General features: G+C 29.1%; 21 protein-coding genes. 16 read left to right on the forward strand and 5 right to left on the reverse strand.

Going from position 1 to position 22969, the window contains the following annotated elements; translation table 11 throughout:
- Nucleotides 1–40: 40 nt before the first annotated feature.
- The 3 genes from P8F83_RS03850 to P8F83_RS03860 all read left to right on the forward strand — a co-directional run bounded on the left by P8F83_RS03850 (nt 41) and on the right by P8F83_RS03860 (nt 1281).
- Entirely contained in the window at nt 41–163 is a 123-nt protein-coding gene (locus P8F83_RS03850) for a hypothetical protein (protein ID WP_275299572.1), read from the forward strand.
- A gap of 142 nt (nt 164–305) precedes the next feature.
- Nucleotides 306–968, forward strand: coding sequence for a Crp/Fnr family transcriptional regulator (locus P8F83_RS03855; protein WP_326513545.1), 663 nt, complete (start codon nt 306–308; stop codon nt 966–968).
- Entirely contained in the window at nt 961–1281 is a 321-nt protein-coding gene (locus P8F83_RS03860; RefSeq protein ID WP_073016974.1) for a rhodanese-like domain-containing protein, read from the forward strand. Before P8F83_RS03855 ends, P8F83_RS03860 begins: the two co-directional genes overlap by 8 nt.
- 56 nt (nt 1282–1337) lie before the next feature.
- Here P8F83_RS03860 and P8F83_RS03865 read toward each other — a convergent pair whose 3' ends face one another.
- The gene (locus P8F83_RS03865) at nt 1338–2249 is read right to left on the reverse strand and encodes a DMT family transporter (RefSeq protein WP_326513546.1); all 912 of its coding nucleotides are present in this window, start codon (nt 2247–2249) and stop codon (nt 1338–1340) included.
- A gap of 300 nt (nt 2250–2549) precedes the next feature.
- Between P8F83_RS03865 and P8F83_RS03870 the strand changes: the two genes are divergently transcribed.
- Complete coding sequence (locus P8F83_RS03870; protein WP_326513547.1) at nt 2550–3158, forward strand: HAD family hydrolase; 609 nt, start codon at nt 2550–2552, stop codon at nt 3156–3158.
- A 42-nt stretch (nt 3159–3200) separates the two neighbouring features.
- Here P8F83_RS03870 and P8F83_RS03875 read toward each other — a convergent pair whose 3' ends face one another.
- Nucleotides 3201–3815, reverse strand: a complete 615-nt coding sequence (locus P8F83_RS03875; RefSeq protein ID WP_238904164.1) for a manganese efflux pump — start codon at nt 3813–3815, stop codon at nt 3201–3203.
- Between the two features lie 229 nt (nt 3816–4044).
- On the opposite strand from P8F83_RS03875, the gene P8F83_RS03880 reads away from it, so the two are divergent.
- Nucleotides 4045–5409: a DUF2334 domain-containing protein gene (locus P8F83_RS03880; RefSeq protein ID WP_326513548.1), complete on the forward strand. Its 1365-nt coding sequence runs from the start codon at nt 4045–4047 to the stop codon at nt 5407–5409.
- Between the two features lie 51 nt (nt 5410–5460).
- Here the strand turns inward: P8F83_RS03880 and P8F83_RS03885 are convergent, their stop codons facing one another.
- Complete coding sequence (locus P8F83_RS03885) at nt 5461–7971, reverse strand: vitamin B12-dependent ribonucleotide reductase (RefSeq protein ID WP_326513549.1); 2511 nt, start codon at nt 7969–7971, stop codon at nt 5461–5463.
- Nucleotides 7972–8262: 291 nt separating this feature from the next.
- On the opposite strand from P8F83_RS03885, the gene P8F83_RS03890 reads away from it, so the two are divergent.
- A complete protein-coding gene (locus P8F83_RS03890) occupies nt 8263–8949 on the forward strand; it encodes a putative ABC transporter permease (RefSeq protein WP_238904170.1) in 687 nt (228 codons plus the stop codon).
- Between the two features lie 38 nt (nt 8950–8987).
- Here the strand turns inward: P8F83_RS03890 and P8F83_RS03895 are convergent, their stop codons facing one another.
- Entirely contained in the window at nt 8988–10373 is a 1386-nt protein-coding gene (locus P8F83_RS03895) for an NAD(P)H-dependent oxidoreductase (protein ID WP_326513550.1), read from the reverse strand.
- A 130-nt stretch (nt 10374–10503) separates the two neighbouring features.
- Between P8F83_RS03895 and P8F83_RS03900 the strand changes: the two genes are divergently transcribed.
- From P8F83_RS03900 to P8F83_RS03910, 3 genes are all read left to right on the forward strand, one after another.
- Nucleotides 10504–11097 (forward strand): TetR/AcrR family transcriptional regulator, encoded by a 594-nt coding sequence (locus P8F83_RS03900; protein WP_326513551.1) that lies wholly within the window; start codon nt 10504–10506, stop codon nt 11095–11097.
- A gap of 189 nt (nt 11098–11286) precedes the next feature.
- The gene (locus tag P8F83_RS03905; RefSeq protein ID WP_326514816.1) at nt 11287–12936 is read left to right on the forward strand and encodes a GH3 auxin-responsive promoter family protein; all 1650 of its coding nucleotides are present in this window, start codon (nt 11287–11289) and stop codon (nt 12934–12936) included.
- Between the two features lie 150 nt (nt 12937–13086).
- On the forward strand, nt 13087–14634 hold the full coding sequence (locus P8F83_RS03910) for a carbohydrate-binding protein (RefSeq protein ID WP_326513552.1): 1548 nt from the start codon (nt 13087–13089) through the stop codon (nt 14632–14634).
- A 64-nt stretch (nt 14635–14698) separates the two neighbouring features.
- Here the strand turns inward: P8F83_RS03910 and P8F83_RS03915 are convergent, their stop codons facing one another.
- Nucleotides 14699–15697 (reverse strand): 3-oxoacyl-[acyl-carrier-protein] synthase III C-terminal domain-containing protein, encoded by a 999-nt coding sequence (locus P8F83_RS03915; RefSeq protein ID WP_326513553.1) that lies wholly within the window; start codon nt 15695–15697, stop codon nt 14699–14701.
- Between the two features lie 293 nt (nt 15698–15990).
- Between P8F83_RS03915 and P8F83_RS03920 the strand changes: the two genes are divergently transcribed.
- The 7 genes from P8F83_RS03920 to P8F83_RS03950 all read left to right on the forward strand — a co-directional run bounded on the left by P8F83_RS03920 (nt 15991) and on the right by P8F83_RS03950 (nt 22934).
- Complete coding sequence (locus P8F83_RS03920; protein ID WP_238904180.1) at nt 15991–17451, forward strand: methyl-accepting chemotaxis protein; 1461 nt, start codon at nt 15991–15993, stop codon at nt 17449–17451.
- A 152-nt stretch (nt 17452–17603) separates the two neighbouring features.
- Complete coding sequence (locus tag P8F83_RS03925; RefSeq protein WP_238904182.1) at nt 17604–18773, forward strand: AI-2E family transporter; 1170 nt, start codon at nt 17604–17606, stop codon at nt 18771–18773.
- A 260-nt stretch (nt 18774–19033) separates the two neighbouring features.
- Nucleotides 19034–19828 carry a MerR family transcriptional regulator gene (locus P8F83_RS03930; protein WP_286908161.1) on the forward strand — a complete coding sequence of 265 codons (795 nt, stop codon included), beginning with the start codon at nt 19034–19036 and terminating at the stop codon, nt 19826–19828.
- 14 nt (nt 19829–19842) lie between these two features.
- A complete protein-coding gene (locus P8F83_RS03935) occupies nt 19843–20502 on the forward strand; it encodes a GyrI-like domain-containing protein (RefSeq protein ID WP_286908159.1) in 660 nt (219 codons plus the stop codon).
- A 179-nt stretch (nt 20503–20681) separates the two neighbouring features.
- Complete coding sequence (locus tag P8F83_RS03940) at nt 20682–21098, forward strand: EamA family transporter (protein WP_073016933.1); 417 nt, start codon at nt 20682–20684, stop codon at nt 21096–21098.
- A gap of 137 nt (nt 21099–21235) precedes the next feature.
- Nucleotides 21236–21967 (forward strand): phosphatase, encoded by a 732-nt coding sequence (locus tag P8F83_RS03945; RefSeq protein WP_326513554.1) that lies wholly within the window; start codon nt 21236–21238, stop codon nt 21965–21967.
- Between the two features lie 244 nt (nt 21968–22211).
- Nucleotides 22212–22934, forward strand: a complete 723-nt coding sequence (locus tag P8F83_RS03950; RefSeq protein WP_326513555.1) for an MBL fold metallo-hydrolase — start codon at nt 22212–22214, stop codon at nt 22932–22934.
- The last annotated feature ends 35 nt before the right edge of the window (nt 22935–22969 follow it).

Raw genomic sequence — 22969 nt, forward strand, 5'->3', positions numbered from 1 at the left:
AAAACTATGTTACTTAATTTAGATCAAGGAGGAGAGCAATATGAATATAGATAAAACTAATAATAAATCTAGCAAGAGTAGTAAGGCATCCAAGTATGATCTTGAGGAAATAAGAAAACATCTAAAAGAAGCTCTTGATAGTGTTAAAGAATTAAAAAGTTAATGATTTTGCAGATATTTTCCCTAAGAAGTGTTGAATATAAACTTCTTAGGGACTTTTTTTATACTTGTGTGACCAAGTCACTTAATTTTTTTTGATTTCTTTATATAATTAGAATATAGAAAAGAAAAGGGAGATTTATCAAATGAATATTAAAGAATTATATAATGTATATCCAGTTCTCGAAAAAATAGATAAAGATAATAATGGAATAATAGCTTCAAGAGCAACTTTTAAAACTTTATATTCAGATGAGTATATATCTAGCAATGAATCTTCCTGCCAAGGAGTAGTATTTGTAATAAAAGGAATGATAAAGATTCAAAAGATTAATAAAGATGGGGAAGAAACAAATCTCTATAACATAAAACAAGGAGAGTTTTGTCATGAAGCCTTAAGTTGTTTATCAACACTTAATTCTTTAAATATATCAGGAAAAGCTATTCAAGATTCAGAAATCTGCATTATTCCTTTTGACGTAGTTAAAAAATATCTCATAAGTAGCAATGGATTTTTGATGTATATGTATGAAGATTTATATAAAAAGTTCAGCTCAATAATAGAAAACAAAGAAGAGAGAATGCATGAATCTTTAGAAAGCAGGATTATAAAATTTATCATTGATAGAAATAGTAAGGTTGTATATGCAACCCATAGTCAATTGGCATTTGAGATTGACTCTGTAAGAGAAGTGGTAAGTAGGAAGCTTAAAGTTATGGAGAGACAAGGATACATTAAGTTAGAAAGAGGGAAAATAATAGTTCTTAAGAATTTAAGTGAGTTTGAAGGAGGAAATAAAAATGTTTAATCTATTAAGAAGAAATACTGGAAAAGTAATAAATGTAAATGATATTGATAATGTTATAGGGAAAGTTGAATTAATTGATATAAGGGAAGAATATGAATATAAAGCTGGAAGTATTAGAAGCGCTAAGAATATACCTATGGGGAAACTTTTAAATGAGCCAGAAAGATATTTAGATAAGAATAAGGAATATTATATAGTATGTCAATCTGGAGGAAGAAGTTCAAGAGCCTGTAGCAATTTAGCTAGCAAAGGATTTAATGTTGTTAATGTAGCAGGAGGAGTAGGCTCTTATGTTGGGACAAAAAGAAAATAGATAGAGATATAAAAGGTTCTACAAGCTTATGAGGTTTGTAGAACCTTTTATTTATATTAACTACAAAAACTATTTAAAATCATACCTATAATGACAAGAGATAAACCTATGAAACCTAAGAAAGAAGGAAGGTTATCTTTAAATAGTATAACACCCATTAAAAGAGTAAATAAAATCTCTCCTGCTTGTGTAGATTCTACTATAGATAGTTTTAGTGGGTTTGTCTTTACTAACTCTGTAGCTTTAAAAAATAGGGTTGTAGCTATTATTCCAGAAAAAACTGCAACAATTAATGATTGAGCTATTTGATTAGAGCTTGGTGGGCCTATATAAGATAACCCCATTAGAGATAAAACTATCCAAAAAGGGAGACTACATAAAGTCATTCCAAATATTCTTTCTAGAGTAGTAAGCTTATTATCACAAATCTCCATCATCTTACGATTACCCAATGGATAGGAGAATGCTGCAATTAATACAGCTACGGTTATTATGAGCGCATTTAGAAAAGAAATATTTTTGGCTTCTTGAAATTGCATTATAAATATTCCAACAAGAATAATTGTTGAATTCATTATAGATTTTTTAGGTATTCTAGATTTCTTTTCAAGTTTTTTAAAAAACATAGGGGATAGCAGGGGCCCTGCAATTATAGTAATTTGCCAAGTACCAGCAACCAACCATGATGCTCCATAAGATGAAGCAAAACATAAGGGAGCATAAAATAAACCAAAACCAATGGTACTCCAAACAAACCATGAAACAGGAGATTTCTTTATAGAATTTATTACATTAATAAGCTGGTTTTTTAGAATCATATAAACTAATAAAATAAAAAACATAAAAAAATATCTTAAAGAGGCGCTCCAAATCCAGCTGCCTCCTGCAATATCCATTTGACGATTTAGTACAAAGGTAAAGGCAAAAAAGAATGATGATAATATTCCTAGTATGATTGATTTATTCATTGATAGACCTCTCTTATAAAAAGATTAATATATAACATTTTATTATATAACAGGATATATACAAAGCTTTATTCATAGAAATAAAGTCTTTGGAAAGGTACTTGACAACTAAAAAAGTATGTGATGAATTTAAGGATCTGATTAGAATTATTAGATTTTCTATGCAATAAATTTTTTGAGCAAGCTTCAGAGGCATTATATAACATTCAAAGTTATATTGAGTTAATATAAAACTCCTATTACATTAATTGCAAATATAATTTATAATTAAAATATCATAAAATTATGCAGGAGGATGGAATGATTAAGAATATAGTATTTGATTTAGGTAATGTATTACTAGATTTTAATCCTTTAGACTATTTAAAAGCTAAGGGAATAGAAGATAGTGTTAAATGTAAAGAGATATTTAATGAAATATTTAAAAGTGAAGAGTGGCTTATGTTAGATAGGGGAACTATAACTGAGGAAGAAGCAGTAAGAGTCCTATGTGAAAGAAGTAAGGGGAATTCTGAACTTATTAAATTAGCCATGGATAATTGGTATGATATATTAACTCCTATAGATGGAACCGTAAAGGTATTAGAAGAGATGAGTAATGCTGGCTATAATTTATATGTTCTATCAAATTTTCATTTATTAGCTTATGAAAATGTAACTAAAAGATATCCATTTTTTAATTATTTTCATGGTGGTGTTATTTCATATAAAGAAAATGTAATAAAGCCAGAGGAAGAAATATATATAAGGTTAATTAAAAGATATAATATAATCCCAGAAGAGACAATATTTATAGATGATACATTAGAAAATGTAGAAGCATCTAAAGTTTTTGGAATTAATGGCATAGTTTTTAAGAGTCCGAACAACTTGAGAGAAGAACTTAAAGAATATAAAATTAATATATAAACAAGAGGCTGCTCAAATTTTAGCAGCCTCTTGTTTATATATTTAGTTAATTAATTCTAAAATGCCAAGTATAATTAATAAAAATCCAGATAATAAAGGCGCATATCTTCCTAATAGCTTTCCTAAGAAACTATTTCCTAAATATTGTCCTATAATAATAGTAAAAATGCTTAATATAAAGGTAAAGATTACGGTTAACGAAATGCTAATTCCAGTTACACTAGCAGCAACTCCTGAACCTAAGTTATTAAGTGCCAAACCAAAAGAAATTAAAAGAGATTCTCTCATGTTTATGTCTCCAGAGTTATCTAAATCAGTTTTTTTTGCATATTCAATCATGTCATCTATATCTTTTAAAGCTAGATCATTGCTTTTGCTGTTATTTATAAGGTTGCTTTCACTTTTATATATAAAATATCCCCCTAAGAAAATAATTAATAAAGAGCCTAGAGCATTAGCTATATTGTGTGGTAGAAAATTAGTTATATAAAATCCTATGGACATTGCTAAAAATGTTCCTGTAGAAGTTATAAAAGCTATTATAAGATTAGAAAATATTTTTATATTTATCTTTTTTATACCATAAGCTATGCCTATAACTAAGTTATCAAGATTTGAATATAAGGCAAATAGCATTGCAGATAAAATCACAGACATGTTTATCACCTTCCTTTGTATTCACTTTTTAATATATGAAAAGAGTTAAAGGAAAGTTCTAAATAGTAAGCTAAGTGAATACAGGGTACAAATATATTTCAATGAAAAGTAATAAGTTAAATAATGGTTAAATAATTATTATATTTATCTTAAATTTAGTTAATATTATACAAAAAGTGTATATTGTGTAGTATTATGGGTAGGTAACTTATATTACGGGGGGACGAAAATGAAAAGTAATGCGATAAAAAAAATATCAGTTGGTATTTTGATGTTGTTAGTTTTACTAACTGGAGTTTATGGATGTACAAGCAAGACAGTAGCAGTTTCAGGAAATGGACCAGCTGATGTTAACGAAGAAAAAAAATTCGATTACAGTAGTTTTAAAGAGTTATCTTTAAATAAAGATGATATTAAAATTAAGTTTGAAGGGAAAAACTTAGATACAACTTTGCCTGTTTATGTTGAGAACAATAGGTATTACCTTCCATTAACTGAGATAGTAGAAAGATTGGAAGGAAAGATAACTAAAGAAGGAGATATAATTAAAATATCTTTAAATGGGAATGAGATAAGCATAAACACTAAAGATAACAATTTTACAATTAATGATAAAACTCAGAATTTAAAGAAAAAATTAATGATTTCTGAAGACATAGTTTACATATCAATGTTTGACTTTACTAAGATTTTAAATCTTAAAACTGATTGGAGTTTTGATAATAAAACTATCACTTTCTTTAATAATAGAGAAAAGATTGATAAAAAAGAAGTTGGTGATGCACCTAAAACAGCACTTATAAGAATAGAAGATATTGGAGTTAGTAAAAATTATAGATACGTAAATGAAGAAACTTTGGAGAAATTAAGAATTGTATCAGATTATATGTACTCTGAGGGAATACCATTTCATGTTGCTTGGGTTCCAAGATATATGGATCCTAAAAGAAATGAAGATAATGATTTAACTAAAGAAAATAATATGTATTATTCAGACTTTTTATTTACTTTAGATTATTTTGAGGACAGAGGTGGACTTATAGGACTTCATGGATATACTCATCAAGCAGGAGATGATGCTAGTATTGAAGGGAAAGAATTTGCAAATCCAAAGGACCCAAAATCTTATACTAAAGAATTTACAGAAGAGAGAATTAAAGCAGCATGTGATACTGCAAAAAAATTAGATATCAAGCCATATTTTTTTGAGACTGGTCATTATGCTGGATCAGATGATAATTTTAGAGTTATAGAAAAAGAGTTTGATTATATATATCAGCCTAAAAAAGATGGGTCAAAATATATAGTAAGTGCAAAAAATGAAACTAGAACTGCAAAATATATACCAGCTTACTTAGATTGTATAGATGGTAAACAAGATACAGATAACATGCTTAACAAAATCAACAAATTACCAGCTGATGTTATGGCGTCTTTTTTCTATCATCCTAATATAGAGTTTGAAGATATAAAGATTACTAAAGATGATACTGGATATCCAACTTATACATACTCAGAAGAGTCAACTTTACATAGAGTAGTTAAGTTACTTGAAACTAAAGGATATAAATTTAAAAAAATAACTGATTTTTAATATACAAATAGAAAGGACTAGCTGTTTTATTTTCAGCAGTCCTTTTCTATTTTAGCTACAACCACTTGTAGAACCACAAACTAAGCATAAGGAGCAAGTTCCATTAGGAACTATTTGTTCACTTCCACAATTATTGCATTTTACCTTATGATGACCTTCTGGGATGAGTTCACTTGAAATATCTATTTTAGAAGGTATATTTTTAATCTTATTTTCAAGAGACTTAGCATAATCTAATAGTTCTTTATAATTCATAGATTCAAGAGACTTAGTGGTACCATCTAATGATACATTAAGTGGTTGTGAAACCTTTGAACCATCTCTGTATAGTGCTATACATTTTACTCCAAGTTTCCAGGCTTCTTCATGAACCTCTTTAAAATCTTCTATAGTAGCATCATTAGGAAGATTTACAGTTTTAGAAATAGCTCCAGAAACAAAGGGAGTTAAAGCAGCAACCATTTTGACATGGCCCATAGGAGAGATAAATCTATATCCTCCAGAAGACTTATTTGCAGTGTCAAAAATTGAATAATGATTTTTATTTAAATAAGGAGCTCCTTCTATTTTGCCACTTTCATCTATATATGATACTATAGATGAAATTTCTGCACCGCTATAATTTAAGCTTCCTAAAGCAGTTTTAATAGTGGAGTTAACAAGTTTCATGTAACCACCACCGCTTAGATTTTTCCATACTATATGTGAGAAAAAAGGCTCTATGGAAGTAGTATCACAATCCATTGCTAAAGCAATGGTACCTGTAGGAGCTATTACTGTTACTTGAGCATTTCTAAACCCAACTTCACTTCCATGTGAATAAGCTAAGTTCCAAGAAGTTTTTAAGGTTTCAGATAAATTGTTTAGAGAAAGCTCATTTAAAACTTTATGGTTAACTTTAATTGGAGTATAATTTAAATCTTCAAAAGCACCAGATAAAGCACCTGCGGCTCTTGAGTGATTTCTAATTACTTTTAACATATATTCCTTATTAATATCAAACTTCGGAAAAGTACCAATTTTCTCAGCCATAAGTGAAGAAACATAATAAGAATATCCAGTAACAATTCCCATTAAAGCTGCAGAAATTGTTCTTCCTTCTTCACTATCATAAGGAATTGCCATAGCCATTAAAGTTGAGCCAGTATTAGCAATACCTAGACCAGTGGTCCTAAACATAAAGGATTTTCTTGCAATTTCTTCTGTAGGAAATTGACCTTGATAAATTGTGGTATCTAAAACAACTTGAATTAATGCAGTTAGATGTGTTAAAGCATCTAAATCAAAGGCTTTCTTATGTTCATCGTAAAATTTTCTTATGTTTATACTTGCTAGGTTACATGCGGTATCATCAAGGAAATGATATTCAGAACAAGGATTTGATGCATTGATTCTGTTGTGTTTAGCATCATATAGACCATCTTCTCCAGCAGGGCAAGTGTGCCATGCATTTATTGTATCATCAAATTGGGGAGCTGGATCTGCACAATTCCAAGAACTTTCATTAAAGCTATCCCACAATTCTTTTACTGAGATTACTCTATTAACAGCATCAGTTTTTCTTCCTTTAAGAAGAATAGTTTCATCAGAATTAGTGGTAGCCTTTTTCATAAATTCATCTGAAAAACGTACAGAATTATTAGCGTTTTGACCAGAAACAGTTTCATATGCTTCTCCTTCAAAACCTATGTCATACCCCATCTTACCTAAATCTCTTACTTTTTGTTCTTCTCTTGATTTCCAAGTTATAAAATCCATTATCTCTGGATGGTCATAATCTAAACAAACCATTTTTGCAGCTCTTCTAGTAGTTCCGCCAGATTTTATAGCACCTGCATTTCTATCAAGTACCTTTAAGAAAGACATTAGGCCTGAGGATTTGCCACCACCAGATAAAGGTTCATCTAATGCTCTTATGTTTGAGAAATTGGTACCTGTACCAGAACCAAGTTTGAAAAGTCTAGTTTCAGTAGTTATTAAATCTGTAATAGAACCAGGGCCTAGCAACTTATCTTCAATTTTGTTTATAAAACATGCAGAACCTTGAGTCCTAGTGTATGCATCTTTTGATTGAAGAGTTTTACCTAATTCTTCATCATAATAAAAATGTCCCTCAGCTTCCTTACTTATATTATAAGAGAGTTTTAATCCAGTATTAAACCATTGAGGTGAGTTAGGAGCCCACATTTGATTTAAGAGAGCAAAAGCAAGTTCATCATAAAATATTTGAGAGTTTTTTTTATTTATAAGTCCTTGTTCTAAAGCGTAAGTAGTCCAAAAGTTAACTAATCTATGAGTTATTTCCTTCATGCTTCTTTCATAGCCAAGAGAGTTTGGAACACCACTTTGTCTAAAATATTTACTTGCTATAATATTACATGCATTTTGTGAATAAAAGTCAGGAAATTCTAAATCTTCTCTGGAAAAAATAGTTTTATTAGTTTTATAGTCTACAATATGAACAGCTACGCTCTTCCATTTAAAAAGATCATAAACACTCTTATTAGTAGTCTCTAATTCTTTAGTAAAATATCTAGTTATTAGTTTATATAAGTCATTCATAAAACAAATCTCCTTCAAATAAAAACTTCATTAATATATTTTCACACAATATATTGTGGAATGCAAAAATTGAAATACTATATATAGTTGAATAGTCATGAGTTTTATTAGTAAATAATGCTATTATCTTCTCATTTCTAAGTTTTTTAATGCATGAGAAAGTATATAGCTTAAAATTATACATTGTGAATGAGAAAGGGGATTTGAGAAGATTATTAAAAAAATAATGGTATATAAGCAGATAAATACATATAAGTAGAAGGAAGAGAAATTTTAAAGGAGAAAGGTAGGATGATAGAAGATAATAAAAATTCTTTAGAAAAAACAAATAAATCTTTTGCTAGTGGATTAAACTGCTACAAAATTTTTTGGATTTTTTTTATAGGATGTATTTTAGGAGTGGTTATTGAAACTATTTGGTGCATTATAACACGCTTTAGAATTGAGAGCAGAAGTGGTCTTATATATGGACCCTTTAATCTTGTATATGGCTTTGGAGCTGTTATAATAACTTTGAGTTTATATTGGTTATATAATAAACGTGATTTGTGGGTATTTGTTGGAGGAATGTTAGTTGGGGGAGTCTATGAGTACTTATGCAGTTGGGTGCAAGAAAAGATATTTGGAACAGTTTCCTGGGAATATAGTCAGATGAATTTTAATTTAAATGGAAGAATTAGTTTATTGTATTGTTTTTTCTGGGGAATATTAGCGCTAATATGGGTAAAACAAATATATCCAGTTTTATCAAATCTAATCGAAAAAATCCCAAATAGAATAGGAGTTTCTTTAACATGGGTATTATTTATATTTATGATATTTAATACAGGTATTTCAGGTTTGGTAGTAGAGAGGCAAACTGAAAGACGTGAAGGAATACAAGCGGTATCTTTTCTTGATAAATATTTAGATAAACATTATTCAGATGAAGTATTAAGGAAAATATATCCTAATATGATATACGTTATTGAAAAATAAAAGGTTGCCAGTGATTATTTATTACTGGCAACTTTTTCTTATATATTTGGATCTTCGGCAATTTTCTTTAAATTTTGAATCATACCGGGTTTTATTTGATTTGAATATATTTCATTTTTTATCTTAGGAAACTTAGTCATTATTAAAAATATTGTACTCATTATTTTATATTTAAGAGAATTATGTGAAAAATCAAATATTCCTAATTTCTTATAAGCCTTATAATCTGCTAAAAAAGGAAATCTAAGTTTACCGTAAATATCATCTCTAAAAATCTTCGTACCTCCAACACCAAGGAAAGTTGAGGGTTTAATAAAATTAGCTAATGATAAGTTTATAGCTTTTGAAGCTAAAGCATAAAGCTGATTATCTATTTCATTTATAGAAGAATATTCATCAGTAACAAAATCTACTAGATTTGCTCTCTGCCATTGGGTATAAGACTCAAATATTTGTTTTAGATTAGGTATTTGAGTTAATGGACCTGATATTATAAATCCAATCTGTTTACCTGTAATACTTGGTGTATGGGTATTAAAGAAGCTTCTATCAAAAAATCTTTTCCATAGAGAAGATAAATATCTGTCTTTAATATTTCCACAAAAAATTATAATATCTGAATTTCTAATTTTATCATTATAAAAACCTATAAATTCATCTTTTCCAGTATAAACACACTCATAGTTATATCCACATTTTATACAACCTAAGCAGCCACCTTTTATATCTATTTCCTGAATATTAATTATTTCTATATCATCTATAAAAAAAGAGCTAAAAGTATTAATCATATTTGATAGATTGCTATTTTCAAGAGAGTCAGTTATTAGAGTTAACTTTTTATTAGAAGTATTAATTTTGCTAAAATTAGCTTCACCTTTATATTCTATTGGATTATATGATAATTTAGAGTAGTTTTTAGTTGTAGTAAATTTATTATTAATTGCATTAAAGTAATTTTCATAAAAGGTTAAAATGAGTTTTCTACTGCTTTCTTTTTCTAAATCATCCATATGCAAAGATAAATAATCTACAAAGTTCATGTCTAGGTCATCGCAAATAGCGTTTATATAGTTTATTGCAGTATGATCTTGAAAGTGAATGGATGTAGCTAAGGCGCAGGCGTATTTACCTTTAAAAGAATTAGTGACTTCTCTTTCAAAAATTAATTCAATAAATCTTTTATATTGGGATGCAACTAAGTGATAATAAAGTGGAAATGCCCAAATCACTCCATCGCTAAAATTTATTTCATCTATAATTTCCCCAAAAAAGTTCAAGTCTTTTTCAAGCTTATTTATCTGCTGTGCAATATTAATTATTTTAAGCTCATGTTTAGGAAATTTCTTTTGAATGTGTTTGATATACTGCATAGTAACGCTTATATCACCTTTTGGACTTCCGTTTAAAACTATTAGTTTCATTTATTAATCCCCCTTAAAAAACTATGTTTACGGTGTAAACTTTATTCCATTATATGTCGGTAAGTTTACACTGTCAACATATAATGATATAATTTAATAAAGAAATATTTTTTATTTCTAGGAGGAAAATATGAATAGAGAAAATTATCATCATGGAGATTTAAAGCAAGAGCTTATAGATAAAGGATTGTTATTGTTAAATAGGGAGGGATTTGAGAAATTCTCTTTAAGAAAGGTTGCTAGTATGTGTGGAGTTAGTCATACTGCGCCTTATAAGCATTTTAAAGATAAAGAAGAACTAATAGAAGAGATTATCAAAAAGGTTTGGAAAAGTTTTAATATGGCGTTATCAGAATCTACGCATAAGTATAAATTTTCACCTAAAGAAGAAATCCTCGAAATGGGAAAAGCCTATGTAAAATTTATGGTTGAAAATCCAGAATACTTAAATTTCATGTTTTTATGGGGAAATACTACACCAATAAAGATTGAAGAAAATAAGTTTAACTCTTATGAGGGAAGTACTTTTGAAGTATTTAAAAATTCTGCTGAAAGATACTTAAAAGAAATTAATATAGATGAGAGTGAGTATACTGAAAGAGTCTTAACTATGTGGAGTATGGTTCATGGAATATCAATATTATTAGCTAAAGGAAGCATAAAATATAATGGGGATTATTTAGACCTTACTGAGAGAATGATAAGAAGTGGGTTAGGAATTTAAAAAAATATTTTCTGTTAATGAATAATTGACAATGTAATATTCAAAAATATTTAAACCTATGCTAAAGATAAAAAAATACAATATTTATTAGTACCTATAGGCACTTCTTCTAGATTTTTCATATATTGATTATGGAAAAATCTAGGGGAGTGTTTTATTACGAGTATAATAAGCAAAGTGATATATAAAATGATGCTACAAGGTGGAGGAATAGTTGAAAAGAAATTCAACTCAAATACGAAAAATTACAGTAAGGTGAACAATGAATTGTTATTTAAAATATTAAAAAACAATTCTAAAAGTGAATTTGGAGTTAGTCATAATTTTAATGAAATTATGACTATAAAAGAATTTAAGGATAAAGTTAAATTAAGTGAATACAAAGATTATGAGGGATATATAAATAGAATGGCAGAGGGTGAAAAGAATGTTTTGATTAGTGAAGATGTAGTATATTTTAGTCATACATCAGGAACTACAGGTAAACAAAAATTAATCCCCTGTACTAAAAGTAGTAGGAAAGTTGCAGCAAAGTATATGGCCTTACTTATTAATAAATTTACTTATAATAATTTTAAAGATACTTGGAAGTTAAATAAAGGGTTAATGATAGCTGATATAGTGATGACCACTTATACTCAAGGAGGACTACCTATTTGTTCAGCAACTTCTGGGGGCTTTAAGAATATAAAATCTTTGTTGCCATTTTTATATACTTCACCAATAGAAGTTATGGAAATAAAAGATAAGGAAACTGCTTATTACTTACATTTATTATTTGCATTAGAAGAATCTAGACTTTCGTATATAAATGGAATTTTTATTTCAAATATATTAGACTTACTAAGAATTTTAGAAGAGAAACATCAAGACTTAGTAAGTGATATAAGAAAAGGTCGTATAAATAATAATTTAAATATAGATAAAACTATTATTGAGAAATTAAATAAGCTTATTGCTCCTAATTCTACTAGAGCGGATGAATTGGAAAAAGAGTTTAAAATAGGATTTGAAGGAATAGCTAAGAGAATATGGCCAAGGCTATCATATATAGCGACAGTAACAGGAGCAAACTTTTCTATATATGATGATAAGGTAAATCATTATACAGACTCAGTACCTATATATTCTCCTGTTTATGCAGCCAGTGAAGCTATGATTGGAATTAATCCATATGCGGATAAAATAAGATATGTAATTGTCCCAGATACAGCTTTTTATGAATTCATTCATGTTAAGGATGGGGAAACAGAAAGCGGAGATACCTTAAGCTTAGATGAGATTAGATTGGGTGAAAAATATGAAATAGTAGTTACTAATTATGCAGGGTTTTATAGATATAGAATAGGAGATATCATTAAAGTGGTAGGATTTTATAACGGCTGTCCAGAGGTTGAATTTGTATGTAGAAAAAACCAGCTGCTTAATATGGTATCTGAAAAGACTAATGAAGAACATATAACAAATTCAATAAAAAAAACAATGAAATATTTAAACTTAAGTTTGGTTGATTATACAACATTACCTGATAATTCTATTACACCTGGAAGATATATTTTCTACTGTGAGTTTAAGAATGACATTTCTATTTCTACTGTGAGATTGATAGAAGAAAAACTAGATAAGGAAATTAAAAATTCTAATTTAGCTTATGATAGAGCAAGAAATACTAATAGATTAGGAAAGGTAAAGGTTATAATCCTAGCACCCAAGACATTTAATTCAGTTAAACAATACTTATTCAATAAAGGAATATCTAAAAATCAGATAAAGATACCAAGAGTTATAACCAATAATACAAGCATATTAAATATATTAAAGCGCAATAGAAGATTATAGAATGTATTAATAAATATTGAAGGCACCAAAGGATAACTTTGGTGCCTTTTACAAAGTAAAGCATGAAAATAGCTTATTAGGTAATGAAACTAAAGAATAAACTACAATAATATCCATATGATATACAAAAAATAAAAGGAGCGAAAAATTTTGATTAAAAGTAAATTAATTAAAAAGGCTGTTTCAGTTATAGCTATGACAACTCTTATGGTTACGGGGGTAATACTTGGGAATACAAAAACAGTATCCGCAGTAACATCAAGTGCTATTCCAACTCATGTCTTAGTAGGTTACTGGCATAATTTTAATAATGGATCAGGAGATATTAAACTTAGAGATGTTTCATCAAACTTTGATGTCATTAATATTTCTTTTGGAGAACCAACTACAGTTACTTCTGGGGATATAAGATTTACTCCATATAATGCAACGGATTCTGAATTTAAAAGTGATGTTCAATATCTTCAAAGTAAAGGAAAAAAAGTTTTACTATCTATAGGAGGACAAAATGGTGAGGTTCAACTAACAAGTGCTGGAGCTGTTACTAGTTTTGTTAATTCCGTAAGTACTATTATTGATAGATATGGATTAGATGGATTAGATGTAGATTTTGAAGGACATTCACTTCATTTAGATGCAGGAGATAAGGACTTTAAGAATCCTACAACGCCAGTTATAGTTAATACTATTAGTGCATTAAAACAATTGAAAGCAAAATACGGTACGAATTTTGTTTTAACTATGGCACCTGAAACTTTTTTTGTTCAACTTGGACATACCTATTATGGCGGATTAAATTCATATGTTGATAATAGAGCAGGATCATTTTTGCCAGTAATCTATGGACTTAGGGATTATTTAAATTGGGTTCAAGTACAATATTACAATTCGGGTTCGATAAATGATATAAATGGAAAGGCACAATCCATGGGAACTGGTGAATTTTATGCATCTTTAGCTGATATGTTATTAACTGGCTTTAATGTAAATAATGATCCTAATTATTTCTTCCCAGCATTAAGACAAGATCAAGTTGTTATTGGTGTTCCAAGCTGTAATAGTGCGGGAAATGGATATGTTTCAAATTCTGAAGTTCAAAGCGCTTTAGATGGATTAATTTATGGAGGAACCGTTGGAAGTTATAAGATTAATAATAAATACCCTAATCTAAGAGGGCTTATGACTTGGTCAATAAATTGGGATAAGTATACAAACTATAATTGGTCAAACTATTTCAGAAACTATTTTAATAATTTAACTCCACCTACTAACACACTTAAGGCAGCAACTTTAAGCTCTTCAGCTGTTACGAGTGGAAACTATACAATATCTGCAGTAATTCCAGGCTATAATACTGCAACTTCATATAAGATTTATGAAGGAACAACTGTAATAACCTCAGGAAGTTTAACTGTTGGGCAGGCAAGTAAAACTATTAACTATAATATTACATCAAAAACTCCAGGCACTTATTCATATAAATGTGAATTAAGTGATGGTAGTAAAACAGTTACTTCGAATCAGATATCAGTAACAGTTTCAAGTTCTACAAATAACAATGCATGGGTTCCAAATCATGCATATAAAGTTGGTGATATAGTAACTTATAATGGTGGCACCTATATGTGCCGTCAAGCCCATACCTCATTAGTAGGTTGGGAACCAAGCTCAGTACCAGCTTTATGGCTAAAGCAATAACAGTGATTTATATGTAAGAAATAAAGAGTTGTCCATAGCTTAGGCTTGAACAACTCTTTATTATTTAATATCTTAAAAGAACACAGGAAGCTATTACTCCAGCGCCTACTGTCCAAAGAATAACATGGTCTCCAGGATTAAGGTTACCATTTTTTATAGAATCAGCTAAAGCTAAAAATGGACTAGTTACACCTGTGTAACCAAACCTGTCTCCAACAAAAGGAAATTTCTCAACTGGTTCTTCTAGCGTAGCTTGAATCATATCAATATTTTTTTTTGCAAATTGAGATAAACAATAAAGTTTAACATCCTTTTTAGTTAAATTATTTCTTCCTAAAATATCATTTATTGAATCTACAGAACTTGCAAAAGCATCGTCTGTATTAAAGTCTATCCACTCTATTATTCTGTTATCTTTTTCAGGTGCTTCTTCGGTTGCAAGAACATTTGAGAATCCTTCAGGTGGGAAGTTTATATAGCAGCTTAAAGAACTGTCCACATAAGAGGAGCTATCTATAAAATCGGAAGGACCGTTATCAACATTTTCTAATAAAACTGCACAAGCTGATTCACCAAAGTTAGCATAAGTTATAGCTTCGGATTTTCTAGAATATCTAATAAGTAAATCTGAGCCAACTAAAAGTGTATATTTTATTCTATTATTACTTTTCATAGTTCTGCAAACTTGATCAAAAGCATTGATCATTCCAGAGCAATTACCGTTCATATCATATGCATTAGTTTGTTTACCTAAACCTAAAGCTTCATGTATTTTAACAGCATTTGTAGGAGATAAATACTCTGGGGTTGAGGATACAAAAACAACTAGATTTATATCGGTTGGATCTATGTCAGAAGTTCTTAAAACTTTTGTACAGGCTTCAATTGCCATAGTCAAAGAGTTTTCATATGGATCTTCTGAAATATATCTCTCTTTTCTCCCTGTAACTTTTAAAAGCCCAGAAATGTCTACTCCTTGTTTAGAGAAATGATCTAAAAAGTATTCGTTTGAATATTTTGTTTTTGGATGATAATAGTCTATCGCTTTTATTTTCACATTCATTTTAAGTTCACCCTGCTTTCAATAATATTTAGTATTTTTGAACTTACAAAAACAAAATTTTATATAAGTAGTTACTATTTTACTAAAAAATATATATAATGGATTATTTTTTTATGTATAAAAATGAACCTTTAGTGAAAAATGAGGAATTATGTAATAAAGTTTGAGATAATATAGAAGAAAATATAATAACATGATAAACTATTAGGGAGATTATGACGAAAATATATATAGATGGATATTAAAACATATTAAGGATGATTATTATACAATCTCTAAGAGGGGGAAAGACAATGGATTATAAAAAGAACATTGATTTAAAAAATAAGATTATGCTTGCAGGATTTATAGGATCCGTAATATTAAGAGTTATATTTGATGTTATTTTGAAAGTAGATCAAAAGGCTATAGTGATTTTAATAGCGGCAGCTATACCTTTAGCTTTAGTTGACATCATTCTAGTGCTAAGAAAAAAAATCATACCGGCTATGTATTTTGGGATATTTATGTATGGGGTCGTAATATTTATAATGTTTATATCTGATCCTAATTGGGCAAATTTTATTTTGATTTATTATGGGGTAATGCTTATTAGTGTTTATCAAGATTTTAAAGTATTGATAATAGAGGCTCTGGTATCCTCAGCATTAATCATATATTTCTTTTTAACATATAAGACAAGCCTATTTGCTTCTGTAGGCTATGAAGAATTGATATTTTACATATTATACATTGTAGCAGCATCAGCTGTACTATCTATTAATGCATTTATAACAAAAACAATATATAAGAACATAGAAGACAACCATAAAGAAACGAAAGAGGCAAAACAAAAAGCAGAAGTATTATTAGAAAAGATATACACCACTATAAAAACTTTAACAGATGCTAACAAAAAAATAAGAAATGGAATCTCTTCAACAGGTCAGATAACAGAGGAGATTACAAGCTCAACTAGTGAGGTTTCAGCAGGAGCTTCAAATCAAGTAGAGGTAGTAGACAGCATGAAATCTGTCATGGAAGTCGGCGTAGAAAAGGTTGAGGAAGTTACAAACGCAATAAGAACTATGGAAGAACTTTCAAGGTCTACGGAAAATGTTGTGTTAGAAGGTACAAATAAAGTGGATATACTATCATCAGAAATGAATAAGGTTAATTCAGATATTACTAGTGTAGTTTCATTAATAACTGAGCTAAGTGAAGAAAATAGCAAAATAGTACAAATAATAAACAGTATTACAGAAATATCAGAGCAAACGAATCTTTTGGCACTTAATGCATCAATTGAAGCAGCAAGAGCTGGAGAACATGGTAAGGGGTTTGCTGTAGTAGCTGAAGAAGTTAGAAAATTGGCAGAGGACTCAAAAGCATCAACAGATAAAGTTGAATCAATACTTAATAATATATCAAATAAAACGCAAGTAGTTGCAAATCAAATACTTAAAGAGCAAAAATCTATACAGGCTTGTAATGACCATACAAATGATGTAAAAGATTTATTTAAAAATGTTAATTCTAATACCTCGAATGTACTTAGTCATTCAAAAAATGTTAGTTCTCAGTATAGAATATTAGAGAAATCTATGAAAGATTCCTTAGATTCTGTTCATAATATCAGCGATAATGTTGAAGAAACAGCAGCATCTATGGAGCAAATATTTTTAGCAATAAATGAATTAAATAAAAGCATAGTAGATATGACAAGCAGTTATAACGAAATTGATAATATATGTAAAGAATTAGAAAGCTTATAAAATAAAAACCATTATTACATTTGTGATAATGGTTTTTACATATTAGAAATTATTTGTTCTTTACTGATTGACATATATTTATTATAATTATAAATAACCATATAATAAGGTAATGAAAATTATAATACATTATTCAGGAGGATTTGGCATTAATGAAATTAGATAAAAAACTAATACAGTATTGCTTATATTTTGCAGGAACGGCTCTTTTAATTTATGCGGGTATAAGTCTTTTCGATAATATAGGAGGAATAATTAATTTTATTTCACGAACAATAGGATATTTTATGCAGTTAGTAAAGCCTCTTTTTATAGCATTAATAATAGCATATCTACTTTATCCTGGAGTTAAATTTATTGAAGAATTTTTAAGAAAAAATAACATATTTAAAAAAGAAGGCACAAGACGAACAGTTGGAATAGTAACTATGTACATATTAGTAATGGCAATATTTATAGCTATAATTTCTGGTATATATATCATGGTTGGAGGCAAACTTTCAAATAATACATCCATAACAAATATGACCGCGTATTTAACTGATTACTTAAACAATTCAACTCTTTCAGTAAATTCTATAAGTGAAAAGCTAGAAAGTTTAAATATTTCTCTTCTTGGAGGAAATTTAAATGATAAAATAGCGCAAATAGTAAGTTCTATACAGGTATATGTAACAAACAGTATAGGGGCTATGGGGAACTTTGTAGTTAATACAGGTGGAAATATTGCAACATTTTTTATAGCTTTAGTTCTTAGTATTTATCTTATAAAGGATTCAGAATACTTTATGGATTTATGGAATAAGATTTTTAATCTTATCTTTGGAAAGAGCAAGTCTGGAAATAAGTTGAAAGAAATATTTAATATAATCAATGATACTTTTAATAATTATATAAAAGGACAACTATTAGAAGCATTTATGGTTGGAGTATTATCAACAATTGCATTATTCCTTATAGGAATAGACTATGCCTTAGTTATAGGTATAATAGCTGGTATTTGTAACATGATACCATATATAGGACCAGTTGTAGGAACTATACTTGCTGTAGTTATGGCTTTATTAAGTGGAGAACCAATAACTGCCGTATGGGCAATCATAGGAATGCTTGTGGTTCAGCAAATAGACAATAATCTATTAGCACCTAAAATAGTTGGTGATAGTGTAGGGTTACATCCAGTATTTACTATGCTTGCAATACTTATAGGTGGAAATGTTGGTGGTCTTATAGGAATGCTTATAGGAGTACCACTTGCAGCTTCTTTGAAAATACTATTTAGTAGATGGTATGCAAATCATATGGAAAAAGTTGATGTTTAAACATAAAGTTAAGCTACAGAAATCTTTTTGTAGTTTAACTTCTTTTTTTTTGATTCTAAAATCATAGGAGCATAACAGCATTGGAACAGCAAAACAGGGAAGCATAATTGCATAAAAACATACTTGCGTAGAAACATAAAAACATAGGAACAGCGGAACAGTGAAGCATTGGAACATTGTAACATTGAAACAGTGTTATGAAAATATATTGACTTTCCAGTGCAGGGGATAGGTTATACTGATGTTATGGAGGGGAAGAAATGTATAAAATAGGTGAGTTTTCAAAGATAACAAATATGACTGTAAAGACTTTAAGATATTATGATGAAGAAAATATACTAACTCCATCTTATAGAGATGAGGATACTAATTATAGGTATTATAGCGAAGAGGATTTTAAAAAGGCGGAGCTAATACTGATGTTACGAAACTTAGATTTTTCTATTTCTGAGATTAAAGATCTACTTAATAGCTATGAGGATAAATCAGATTTATCTTATTATTTACAAGAAAAGAAAGAGTTAATAGAAAAGAAAATTCAGCAAGAAAAACTATTACTTAAAAAGATAGACCTCTATATTAATTTAGATAAGGAAGAGGAGATTAGTATGAGCTATGAAATTAAAATTAAAGAGCTTGAAGCTGTGAGGGTTGCATCAATTAGATTTAAAGGAAAGTATAGCGATGTAGGAAAGCATATTGGGAAAATATATAAAGCAATAAAAGGGAAAGCAGTGGGAGAGCCTTTTAACTGTTATTATGATAGTGAATATGCTGAAGAGGCCGACATAGAACTATGTGTACCAACATCAGAAAAAATTGAAAATGACGAGGTAACAATAAAAGAATTACCTAAGATAAAAGCAGTTGCTACAATTCATAAAGGTGATTATGGGAGCCTAAATATGGCTTATAAATCCATATTAGATTATGCAAAAGATAAAAATTATAAATGTTTAACACCATCAAGAGAAATATATATTAAAGGGCCAGGTAAAATATTTAAAGGCAACCCTAATAATTATATAACTGAAATTATAATTCCAATAGAGTAGGAGGAGAAAATAGAATGACTCAAGTTAAGTTAGATTATAAAAAAGAGTTTAAAGATTTATATCTGCCTAAAAATGAACCAATGGTGGTTGACGTTCCAGAGATGAATTTTATTATGGTAGATGGAAAAGGAAATCCAAATGATGAGGAAGGAGAATATAAATCTGCAGTAGAAATTTTATATGCTTTATCTTATGCTATAAAGATGAGCAAAAAGGGAAGTTATAATATAGAAGGTTATTTCGAATATGTTGTTCCACCGCTTGAAGGTCTTTGGTGGGTAGAGAATGATGAAATGGATTTTACTAAAAAGGATAAATTTGAGTGGACATCAATGATAAGACAGCCTGAATTTGTTACAAAAGAGGTGTTTGAGTGGGCATGTAGTGAGGTATTAAGAAAGAAACCTGATTTAAATGTTTCTAAGGCTAGATTACAAAGTTTCAGAGAAGGTCTTTGTGTTCAAATTATGCACATTGGTTCATATGATGATGAACCTAAAACTGTAGAAAAGTTAGATAAATATGTAGAAGATAATAATTTGATAAATGCAATCTCTACCATAAATGAACAAGGTATAATAAAAAGACATCATGAAATTTATCTGTCTGATCCTAGAAAAACAAGCTTAGATAAACTAAAAACCGTAATAAGGCATCCTGTAAAAAACTCTTAATATCAATAAAGTTAGAAAAATAAGCTTTAAAGTATACTTTTACTAAGCTTTAATTTAGTAGAATGTATACTTTTATTTATGCTATAATACTAAAAATAAATATTTAATTTTGTAACGAATTAATCAAATCAGAATAAGCTAAAGTAAAGAAGTAGTGATTTTTATAGGGAGGGTAAAGAATGTGGAAATTATTTGCCATACTTTCAGCAGTATTTGCAGCGCTTACATCAATTCTAGCCAAAATAGGTATTAAAGGAGTAGATTCTAATTTAGCTACTGCTATAAGAACTGTAGTGATAATAGTTCTAGCATGGGGAATTGTTTTAAGTACAGGAGGATACAAAGGGATAACCAGCTTAACTAAGCAAAATTGGACATTCTTAATACTTTCAGGTATAGCTACCGGATTGTCTTGGGTATTTTATTATAAAGCTATTTCGTTGGGACAAGTTGCACAGGTTGCATTGATTGACAAATTAAGCATAGTACTTACATTGATTTTATCATTTTTCATATTAAAAGAAGATTTCACCATAAAAACATTTATAGCAGGAGCACTTATAACTTCAGGTACTATTTTAATGATCTGGAAATAGATAATTGGATATATTTTGAATTTTAATAAGATAAGAAACCTTGAGAAATTGAGGTTTTTTATTTTTTATAATCTAAGTAAATAAATTAGAGGTATAATAGTTAGTGTAATTAATTGTTATATTTCAAGGAGGTAGAAATGAATATAGAATTGGACGTTCACACACATACAATAGCAAGTGGTCATGCTTATAGCACTATAAGAGAAATGGCTAAAGAGGCTTCTAATAAAGGTTTAAAATTGTTAGGAATTACAGAACATGCAACAGGAATACCAGGAACATGCGCACCTATTTATTTTGCCAACTTACGAGTGGTTCCTAGAGAGATGTATGGAGTAGAACTTATGCTTGGAGCTGAGATAAATATTTTAGATTATGATGGTAAACTTAGTTTAGAGGATAGAATCATAGATAAGTTAGACATAAGAATAGCAGGAATACATCATCATTGTTATACACATGGAACTATGGAACAAAATACAAATGCTATAATGGAGGCAATAAAGAATCCGAGAATAGATATTATAAGTCATCCCGATGATGGAGATTGTCCTTTAAATTATGAGATTATTGTACAAGCCGCTAAAGAGTATAATACACTTTTAGAGCTTAACAATAACTCCTTAAATCCTATTAATAATAGAAAAAATGCTAGAGAAAATAACATTAGTATGTTAGAGCTATGCAAGAAGTATGATGTGGAAATTATAGTAGCAAGTGACGCTCATATAGATACAGATATTTGTAAATATGATTTAGCATATGAAGTTTTAAAGGAAGTTAATTTTCCAGAGGAACTTATAATTAATAGATCAATTGAGAAATTCAAACATAAAATAAACTTAAATAGAATTGCTGAACATAGCTAGGGTCGTGCCACGGTTATCTCCCACTTGAAGAAAAGAAGATATTCCAAATTTTATATTTGGCATAGTCGCTTTCACACAGTGCGTGGGAGTGTTACAGTGGCTAGACATCAGATGAAATTAGCAAGAAGCAGTTGGTAGAAATACTAACTGCTTCTTGCTTTATTAATACAGAAACAATTATGAGCAATAAGATTAAAAATAATATGATATAGTATTAAGTATAGATTTATCAAGGAGTGAGAAAATGAGCACTTTAGAGGTATTGGAATTAAAATATTTTTATAATGATTCAGTTAATAGTATTTTTCCTGTGATCTTAAGGGATGATAAAGAAATGATTTTGATTGACTGCGGTTATCCAAATTCATTAGAGCTAATAGAAAAAGCAGCCAAAGAAAATAATGTAGATATAAGTAATTTAACAAAGGTTATAATTACACATCATGACTACGATCATATGGGATCTTTAGCTGAGCTAAAAAGAAAGTATCCAAGTGTTGAGATTATTTCATCTATAGAGGAAGAGAAATATGTAAGCGGAAAAGTAAAATCATTAAGGTTACAGCAGGCAGAAGATATTTATGATATTCTTCCGGAAAATGAAAAAGCTGGTGCTAGAGAGTTTCAAAAGCAGCTTGAAGCTTTAGAGAATGTTTTTGTAGATAAATGTGTAGAAGATGGAGAAGTTCTTAATTGCTGTGGAGGGCTAGAGATAATAAATACTCCAGGGCATATGCCAGGACATATATCAATATATGTTAAAGAAAGCAAAACCTTAATTACTGGAGATGCAATGGTCATTGAAAAGGGTCATTTATCTATTGCTAATCCTGAGTATACCTTAGATATGGTTAGTGCAAAAGAGTCTATAAAAAAGTTTATGCCCTATAATATAGAAAAGCTTATATGTTATCATGGGGGAGTACTTACAAATAATATTAAAGAAGAGCTTGAGAAAGTATTATAAATGATCAGGATACTGTAGTTGATGGTTGAACGCGC

The sequence above is a fragment of the Clostridium intestinale genome (assembly GCF_035905475.1).
In the GTDB taxonomy this organism is placed as follows: domain Bacteria; phylum Bacillota; class Clostridia; order Clostridiales; family Clostridiaceae; genus Clostridium_T; species Clostridium_T intestinale.

What these genes read in the sequence shown, in the direction of transcription:
- P8F83_RS03870 (WP_326513547.1), top strand. Translation starts at nt 2,550, where the DNA reads ATGATTAAGAATATAGTATTTGATTTAGGTAATGTATTACTAGATTTT.
- P8F83_RS03905 (WP_326514816.1), top strand. Translation starts at nt 11,287, where the DNA reads ATGATGCTACAAGGTGGAGGAATAGTTGAAAAGAAATTCAACTCAAAT.
- P8F83_RS03945 (WP_326513554.1), top strand. Translation starts at nt 21,236, where the DNA reads ATGAATATAGAATTGGACGTTCACACACATACAATAGCAAGTGGTCAT.
- P8F83_RS03885 (WP_326513549.1), bottom strand. Translation starts at nt 7,971, where the DNA reads ATGAATGACTTATATAAACTAATAACTAGATATTTTACTAAAGAATTA.
- P8F83_RS03895 (WP_326513550.1), bottom strand. Translation starts at nt 10,373, where the DNA reads ATGAAACTAATAGTTTTAAACGGAAGTCCAAAAGGTGATATAAGCGTT.
- P8F83_RS03860 (WP_073016974.1), top strand. Translation starts at nt 961, where the DNA reads ATGTTTAATCTATTAAGAAGAAATACTGGAAAAGTAATAAATGTAAAT.
- P8F83_RS03930 (WP_286908161.1), top strand. Translation starts at nt 19,034, where the DNA reads ATGTATAAAATAGGTGAGTTTTCAAAGATAACAAATATGACTGTAAAG.
- P8F83_RS03855 (WP_326513545.1), top strand. Translation starts at nt 306, where the DNA reads ATGAATATTAAAGAATTATATAATGTATATCCAGTTCTCGAAAAAATA.
- P8F83_RS03875 (WP_238904164.1), bottom strand. Translation starts at nt 3,815, where the DNA reads ATGTCTGTGATTTTATCTGCAATGCTATTTGCCTTATATTCAAATCTT.
- P8F83_RS03920 (WP_238904180.1), top strand. Translation starts at nt 15,991, where the DNA reads ATGGATTATAAAAAGAACATTGATTTAAAAAATAAGATTATGCTTGCA.
- P8F83_RS03890 (WP_238904170.1), top strand. Translation starts at nt 8,263, where the DNA reads ATGATAGAAGATAATAAAAATTCTTTAGAAAAAACAAATAAATCTTTT.
- P8F83_RS03880 (WP_326513548.1), top strand. Translation starts at nt 4,045, where the DNA reads ATGAAAAGTAATGCGATAAAAAAAATATCAGTTGGTATTTTGATGTTG.
- P8F83_RS03925 (WP_238904182.1), top strand. Translation starts at nt 17,604, where the DNA reads ATGAAATTAGATAAAAAACTAATACAGTATTGCTTATATTTTGCAGGA.
- P8F83_RS03915 (WP_326513553.1), bottom strand. Translation starts at nt 15,697, where the DNA reads ATGAATGTGAAAATAAAAGCGATAGACTATTATCATCCAAAAACAAAA.
- P8F83_RS03850 (WP_275299572.1), top strand. Translation starts at nt 41, where the DNA reads ATGAATATAGATAAAACTAATAATAAATCTAGCAAGAGTAGTAAGGCA.
- P8F83_RS03865 (WP_326513546.1), bottom strand. Translation starts at nt 2,249, where the DNA reads ATGAATAAATCAATCATACTAGGAATATTATCATCATTCTTTTTTGCC.
- P8F83_RS03950 (WP_326513555.1), top strand. Translation starts at nt 22,212, where the DNA reads ATGAGCACTTTAGAGGTATTGGAATTAAAATATTTTTATAATGATTCA.
- P8F83_RS03900 (WP_326513551.1), top strand. Translation starts at nt 10,504, where the DNA reads ATGAATAGAGAAAATTATCATCATGGAGATTTAAAGCAAGAGCTTATA.
- P8F83_RS03940 (WP_073016933.1), top strand. Translation starts at nt 20,682, where the DNA reads ATGTGGAAATTATTTGCCATACTTTCAGCAGTATTTGCAGCGCTTACA.
- P8F83_RS03935 (WP_286908159.1), top strand. Translation starts at nt 19,843, where the DNA reads ATGACTCAAGTTAAGTTAGATTATAAAAAAGAGTTTAAAGATTTATAT.